Source organism: Acidisphaera rubrifaciens HS-AP3 (genome assembly GCF_000964365.1).
Lineage (GTDB): Bacteria > Pseudomonadota > Alphaproteobacteria > Acetobacterales > Acetobacteraceae > Acidisphaera > Acidisphaera rubrifaciens.
In genome coordinates this window covers 1-6,111 of sequence record NZ_BANB01000030.1, presented here as the reverse complement: position 1 = coordinate 6,111, position 6,111 = coordinate 1, and the positions used below count along the sequence as shown (strand labels likewise).

The 6,111-nt window shown below is 71.0% G+C and carries 7 protein-coding genes; 3 read left to right on the top strand and 4 right to left on the bottom strand.

Going from position 1 to position 6,111, the window contains the following annotated elements; all coding sequences use genetic code 11:
* Positions 1 to 17 precede the first annotated feature (17 nt).
* The 3 genes from B8460_RS01050 to B8460_RS01040 are packed head-to-tail and all read right to left on the bottom strand — an operon-like array spanning position 18 to position 2,501.
* On the bottom strand, positions 18 to 602 hold the full coding sequence (locus B8460_RS01050) for a hypothetical protein (RefSeq protein WP_158322651.1): 585 nt from the start codon (positions 600 to 602) through the stop codon (positions 18 to 20).
* Between the two features lie 34 nt (positions 603 to 636).
* Positions 637 to 858 (bottom strand): biotin/lipoyl-binding carrier protein, encoded by a 222-nt coding sequence (locus tag B8460_RS01045; RefSeq protein ID WP_048859711.1) that lies wholly within the window; start codon positions 856 to 858, stop codon positions 637 to 639.
* Positions 859 to 875: 17 nt separating this feature from the next.
* Positions 876 to 2,501, bottom strand: coding sequence for an acyl-CoA carboxylase subunit beta (locus B8460_RS01040; RefSeq protein ID WP_241771058.1), 1,626 nt, complete (start codon positions 2,499 to 2,501; stop codon positions 876 to 878).
* A 121-nt stretch (positions 2,502 to 2,622) separates the two neighbouring features.
* Here B8460_RS01040 and B8460_RS01035 point away from each other — a divergent pair, with 121 nt between their 5' ends.
* The 3 genes from B8460_RS01035 to cutA all read left to right on the top strand — a co-directional run bounded on the left by B8460_RS01035 (position 2,623) and on the right by cutA (position 5,591).
* Entirely contained in the window at positions 2,623 to 3,657 is a 1,035-nt protein-coding gene (locus B8460_RS01035; RefSeq protein WP_241771057.1) for an acetamidase/formamidase family protein, read from the top strand.
* Positions 3,658 to 3,750: 93 nt separating this feature from the next.
* Positions 3,751 to 5,271, top strand: coding sequence for a UxaA family hydrolase (locus B8460_RS01030; protein ID WP_048859710.1), 1,521 nt, complete (start codon positions 3,751 to 3,753; stop codon positions 5,269 to 5,271).
* 2 nt (positions 5,272 to 5,273) lie between these two features.
* Positions 5,274 to 5,591: a divalent-cation tolerance protein CutA gene (gene cutA, locus B8460_RS01025; RefSeq protein ID WP_048859709.1), complete on the top strand. Its 318-nt coding sequence runs from the start codon at positions 5,274 to 5,276 to the stop codon at positions 5,589 to 5,591.
* Here cutA and B8460_RS01020 read toward each other — a convergent pair.
* Positions 5,555 to 5,908 carry a c-type cytochrome gene (locus tag B8460_RS01020; protein ID WP_048859708.1) on the bottom strand — a complete coding sequence of 118 codons (354 nt, stop codon included), beginning with the start codon at positions 5,906 to 5,908 and terminating at the stop codon, positions 5,555 to 5,557. The two genes, cutA and B8460_RS01020, sit on opposite strands and share 37 nt — an antisense overlap.
* Between the last annotated feature and the right edge of the window lie 203 nt (positions 5,909 to 6,111).

The window sequence follows — 6,111 nt, the reverse complement described above, 5'->3', positions numbered from 1 at the left end:
GCGCGCGGCGCGAGCGGTTACGGCAGCCGGCAGGTGGGCACGAAGCCCTTGTTGTAGGCGGCGTTCGTCGCCAGCGCCTGCGCGGAGTTGTCGAGCGCGGCGTTGTCGGGCGGCGGCGGCCAGGTGACCGCCTCGCCCCGGCATTTCCGCGCGGCCGCCCAGCAGGCGAGGCTGCGCGGGTCCGTGTCGTAGGAGTCGAGCCCGCCGCCGGCCTTTGTCATGTCGGCGTCGTACCGGAACGCCTTTCGGCGCTCCGCCGCCGCATCGTAGGTGTGCTGGACAGTATAGGCGCCCCCGGTCCCGACGACGCCGGTGCTGATCGTGTAGGACACCGCGTGGTCCGGGCCGCAGACGACCCGGTCCTGCTCCTGCTGTTCCGGGCCGCCCGCCGGCGGCAAGTAGGGCCAGCGGATCGCGACATCGAGTTCGTCGCCGATCTGCCGCATGTCGCCGATGTCGACCAGGGCATTGATGGGCGATTTGCCCGTATCGCTCGCCACCCATACCGGTCTGCCCGACGCGACCGACGACGGGTCGACGGGTGCCGCCGCGCGCGCCGGGCACGCGGCCGGGGCCGTCGTCGCGGCCAGTGCCGCGAGCACTCCGATGATCCGATACCGCGACACCATCCCGCGTTCAGCGCTCGATGAGCGCCACCGCGTCGCCCTCGGTCACCGCCTGTTCGGGTTCGACCAGGATGGCGGCGATGCGGCCGGCGTGGGGGGCGGGGACGGGGATTTCCATCTTCATCGATTCGAGCAGCAGGATCGTGTCGCCCTCGGCCACCTGATCGCCGGGGGCGGCCTCGATCTTCCAGACGCTGCCGCTGACGTCGGCGAGCACGCGGGTCTGTGTCATGTCGTGTGGCTCTCCTGTCAGGGACGCGGGGCGAAGCGCGGCGCGCCGGGGGTGCGCAGCGGCGCGGCGAGGTTGGCGAACTCGCACAGCAGCCCGCGCGTGGCGGCGGGGTCGATGATCTCCTCGATCCAGAACGTCTCCGCCGTGCGAAAGGGCGAGCGCAGCTTCGTCAGCCGCTCCTCGATCTCGCGCAGTTTCGCGGCGGGATCGGGGGCGGCGTCGAGATCGGCGCGGTAGGCGGCCTCGATCCCGCCTTCGAGCGGCAGCGAGCCCCAGCGGGCGGAGACCCAGCCGTAGCGCAGCGAGAGGCGCGAGGCGGGCTGATGCACCGCGCCGGCGACGCCGAAGCAGTTGCGCACGATGACGGTGCACCAGGGCTGGGTGCACTGGTTGACGGCGGCGAGCGCGCGCACGCCGTGGCGGATCAGCGCGCTGCGTTCCGCCTCCGCGCCGATCAGGAAGCCGGGGCAGTCGACGAGATAGACGACCGGCAGGTGGAACGTCTCCGCCAGATCGACGAAGCGCACGACTTTCTGCGCCGCCTCTGCCGTCCAGGCGCCGCCGTAGTGATACGGGTCGCCCGCCATCAGCGCCACCGGCCAGCCGTCGAGACGGGCGAGGCCGGTGATGACGCTGCGGCCGAAATTGCGGCCCATTTCGAAGAAGCTGCCGCGATCGACCACGGAGTCGATGATCGGGCGCATGCGGTACACCTTCCGCACGTCGCGCGGGATGGCGTTGCGCAGCGCGTCGTCGGCGCGCGCCGGATCGTCGTCGCGCGCGCCGCGCGGCGGCAGGTCGAACACCGAGGGCGGCAGATAGGACAGGAACCGCCGGGCGCAGGCGAAGGCGTCGGCCTCGTCCTCCGCCGCGTGATCGACGGCGCCGGCGCGGGTCTGCACCTCCCACCCGCCGAGCGTCTGCTTGTCCATCTCGACGGCGTTGCGTTGCGGGTTCATGCGCGCGACGACGGGCGGGCCGGCGACGAACATGGCGGAGGATTTCGTCATCACCGAATAATGGCTCGACGCCAGCCGCGCGGCGCCGAGACCGGCGACGGAGCCGAGGCCGAGCGCGACGACGGGCACGAGCCCGAGCGTGTGCGTAACGTGGTGAAACGCGATGCCGGAGGGCACGCCGCCGGGCAGGTTGGCGCGCCCCGTGGTCTCGATCGTCTTCACCGAGCCACCGCCGCCCGAGCCCTCGATCACGCGGATGATGGGCAGGCGCCACTCGCCGGCCATGCGTTCGGCCATCAGCGGCTTCTGGAAGATGGTGGCGTCGGCCGAGCCGCCGCGCACGGTGAAGTCGTCGCCCACGACGACGACCGGGCGGCCGTCGATGCGGGCGCGGCCCATCACGCAGTTCGACGGCGTGAGCGTGACGAGGTTGCCCGCGTCGTCGTATTCGGCGCGGCCGGCGGTCGCGCCGATTTCATGGAAACTGCCGGGGTCGATCAGCGCGTCGATGCGCTCGCGCACGGTCATGCGGCCGCCCGCGTGCTGGCGCGCGACCTTGTCCGGGCCGCCCATCTGTTCGGCCAGCGCCTGCCGGCGGCGCAGTTCGGCGAGTTCGGGCGCCCAGATGGACGTGTCCCCGGACGAAGCGTCGGGGGCGGCGTCGGGGGCGGGCATGTCGGTCATGGCGGCGCGGTCTGCCTCCGGCTGGGGACGTGACGACGCTAGGCGCGGGGGTGGCGGCGGCGCAACCCGCCGGGCTGTCCGGTCAGGGACGCGCACATCGACGCTCGGCGCGGATCGGCGCATGCTGGACGGGCAGCAGCAGGAGGCAGCGCGCATGTCCTGGTTCGACCAATCCATCATGGCCCGCCGCGCGGTGGCGCGCGGCAAGCCGGCCGCCAGCCACAGCATCACCGAGGCGACGCAGGGCAAGTATCGCTACGTCTATGGCCCCTATGCGGACCCGGTGCTGCGCATCCAGCCCGGCGACGTGGTGGCGTGCGAGACGCATGACGCGTTCGAGGGCGCGATCAAGCACGAGACCGACAGCCCGAGCGCGATCCTGAACTTCCCCTACCTGAACCCGCAGAACGGGCCGATCTATGTCGAGGGCGCGGAAAAGGGCGACTGCCTCGCCGTGCTGATCCGCTCCATCGTGCCGCGCGGGCCGCAGCCGGTGGGCACAACGGTGATCATGCCGGAGTTCGGCGGCCTGGTGTCGAACGGTGCGACGGCGATGCTCAATCCCGCGCTGCCGGAGCGGGTGAAGAAGCTGCATGTCACGGCCGAGCACGGGACGGTGTGGAATGACCGCATCACGCTGCCCTACGAGCCGTTCATCGGCACGATCGGCACCTCGCCGGAGATCGAGGCGATCAGCAGCCTCGTTCCCGACTATTACGGCGGCAACATGGACCTGCCGGACGTGGCGCCGGACGCGGTGATCTATCTGCCGGTCAACCGGCCGGGGGCGTTGCTGTACCTCGGTGACTGTCACGCGGCGCAGGGCGACGGCGAACTGTGCGGTGTCGCGCTGGAGCATCCGACGGTGACCACCGTGCAGGTCGATCTGATCAAGGGCTGGACGCTGGCGTGGCCGCGGCTGGAGAACGCCGAGTTCTACATGACCATCGGCTCCGCCCGGCCGATGGAAGACGCGGCGCGCATCGCCTATCGCGAGCTGACGCGCTGGCTCGCCGCGGATTTCGGTTTCGATGAAATCGACGCCTACATGCTGCTGACGCAGTGCGGGCGCGTGCGGCTGGGCAACATGGTCGATCCGAAATACACGCTGGGCGCGTCGATCAAGAAGTCGATCGTCGGCACGATCGGGGGCTGAACCCCGGGGCTAAATCCGGACCGCGGCGGCGCCATCTCGACGGCGCCGCCCGCGCGTGGAACACTCGCCGCGTTGGGGGGAGGAGCAGACCGGATGGGTGAGCCGCGTACGCTGCGTCTGAACGCGCAGGACAACGTTTTGATTGCCGTCGATACGGTTCCGGCGGGCACCGTCCTTCCCGCGGGACCGGCCGTGACGGCGCGGGTGCCGCGCGGGCACAAGATCGCCGCCGTGCCGATCGCGGAGGGCGCGCCGGTGCGCAAGTTCGGGCAGATCATCGGCTTCGCATCCGCCCCGATCGAGCCGGGCGCGTGGGTGCACGAGCATAACGTCGTGCTGCACGAGTTCGACCGCGACTATGCCTTCGCCAGCGAGGCGCGGGCCGAGGACGTGCTGGCGCCCGCGGCGCAGGCGACGTTTCAGGGATACCGCCGCCCGGACGGGCGCGCGGGCACGCGCAACTATATCGGCATCCTGACCTCGGTGAACTGTTCGGCGACGGTCGCGCATTTCATCGCCGAGGAGATCGCGCGGTCCGGCATCCTGCGCGACTATCCGAACATCGACGGGGTGGTGCCGTTCGTGCACGGCACCGGCTGCGGCATGGCCGGGCAGGGCGAGGGCTATGACCTGCTGACGCGCACGCAATGGGGCTATGCCAGCCATCCGAATCTCGCCGCCGTCGTGCTGGTCGGGCTCGGCTGCGAGGTGTTCCAGATCGGCCGGATGAAGGCGCAATACGGCATCGAGGAGAGCGAGCGGTTCCGCAGCCTGACGATCCAGGAAAGCGGCGGCACGCGGCGAACGGTCGAGGCGGCGGTGGCGCAGATACGCGACATGCTGCCGGCGGCCAACGCGGCGCGGCGCGAGACACTGCCGGCGTCGCTGCTGTCGCTCGCGCTGCAATGCGGCGGATCGGACGGATATTCCGGCCTGACCGCCAACCCGGCGCTCGGGGCGGCGGCGGACCTGCTGGTGCGCCACGGCGGCACGGCGATCCTGTCGGAGACGCCGGAGATCTACGGCGCCGAACACCTGCTGACCGCGCGCGCCGAAAGCGTCGAGGTGGGCGAGAAACTGGTCGGGCTGATCAACTGGTGGAAGGACTACACCGCGCGGCTGGGCGGGGAGATGAACAACAACCCGTCGCCCGGCAACAAGGCGGGCGGGCTGACGACGATCCTGGAGAAGTCGCTGGGGGCGGCGGCCAAGGGCGGGACGACGACGCTGCGCGGCGTCTATCGCTATGCGGAGCAGATCGACCGGCGGGGATTCGTGTTCATGGACACGCCGGGTTTCGATCCGGTGGCGGCGACGGGACAGGTGGCGGGCGGGGCGAACGTGCTGTGCTTCACCACCGGTCGCGGCTCGGCCTATGGGTGCAAGCCCACGCCGTCGATCAAGCTTGCGACCAATTCCGACCTGTATCGCCGCATGACCGAGGACATGGACATCAACTGCGGCGACATCCTCGACGGCGTGTCGATCGAGGACAAGGGGCGGGAGATCTTCGACACCATCCTCGCCGTCGCGTCGGGCGCGCGCACGAAGTCCGAGCAGCTTGGCTACGGTCAGAACGAATTCGTGCCGTGGCAGATCGGGGCGACGATGTAGGGATGGCGGACATCGTCTTCGTCTATGTCACCTGCGCCGACGCGGACGAGGCGCGGCGGATCGGGCGGACCCTGGTGGAGGAACGGCTGGCGGCCTGCGTGAACCTGCGCGCGCACGAGACGATCTATCGCTGGCAGGGGGCGATCGAGAGCGGGCCCGAATGGGCGCTGATCGCCAAGACGACCCGGGCGGCGTTCGCCCGTCTGCGCGACCGGGTCGCGGCGCTGCACAGCTACACGGTGCCGTGCATCGTCGCGGTGCCGGTCGCGGACGGGCTGGCGGCCTATTTGGACTGGGTGGGCGACGAGGTCGGCGGCTGAGCGGCGGCGTCGCGGGCGACGAGGTAGGCGATGATCGCCGGCACGTCCGCGTCGTCCACCGGCGCGTGATACGTGCCGCGCATCTTCGCGACCTCCGCCGTCCAGCCGGCGCGGCCGAGCGGCGGCTGCATCTGCACCATCTCGACCGAATGGCAGGCGAGGCAGTTGTTGTTGATCGCGTCGGCGGATGCGCCACCGGGATAGAGGCTGTCGCTCTGCGGCAGGGTGACGGAGAGCGGCGGGAAGGGCTGCGGGTCGGCGGCCCAGGCAACGGCCGGGACGGCGAGCAGCAGCGGCAGGGCGAGCATGCGGATCATGGCGGGGGCTCCTTTGCGGGCGGGCGTCAGGCGACGGCCAGCCGCACGGTCTCGATGACGTTGCGCATGAAACCGCCGCCGTTCCAGTTGGCGGAGGCGGGCTGCGCCACGCCGTGCGTGTTGGTGCAGCGGATCATGGCGGCGAGGGTGCCGGCGGGCGGCGCGGTGACGGTCGCGGTCCAGCGGCGGAAGCCGTAGGCGCC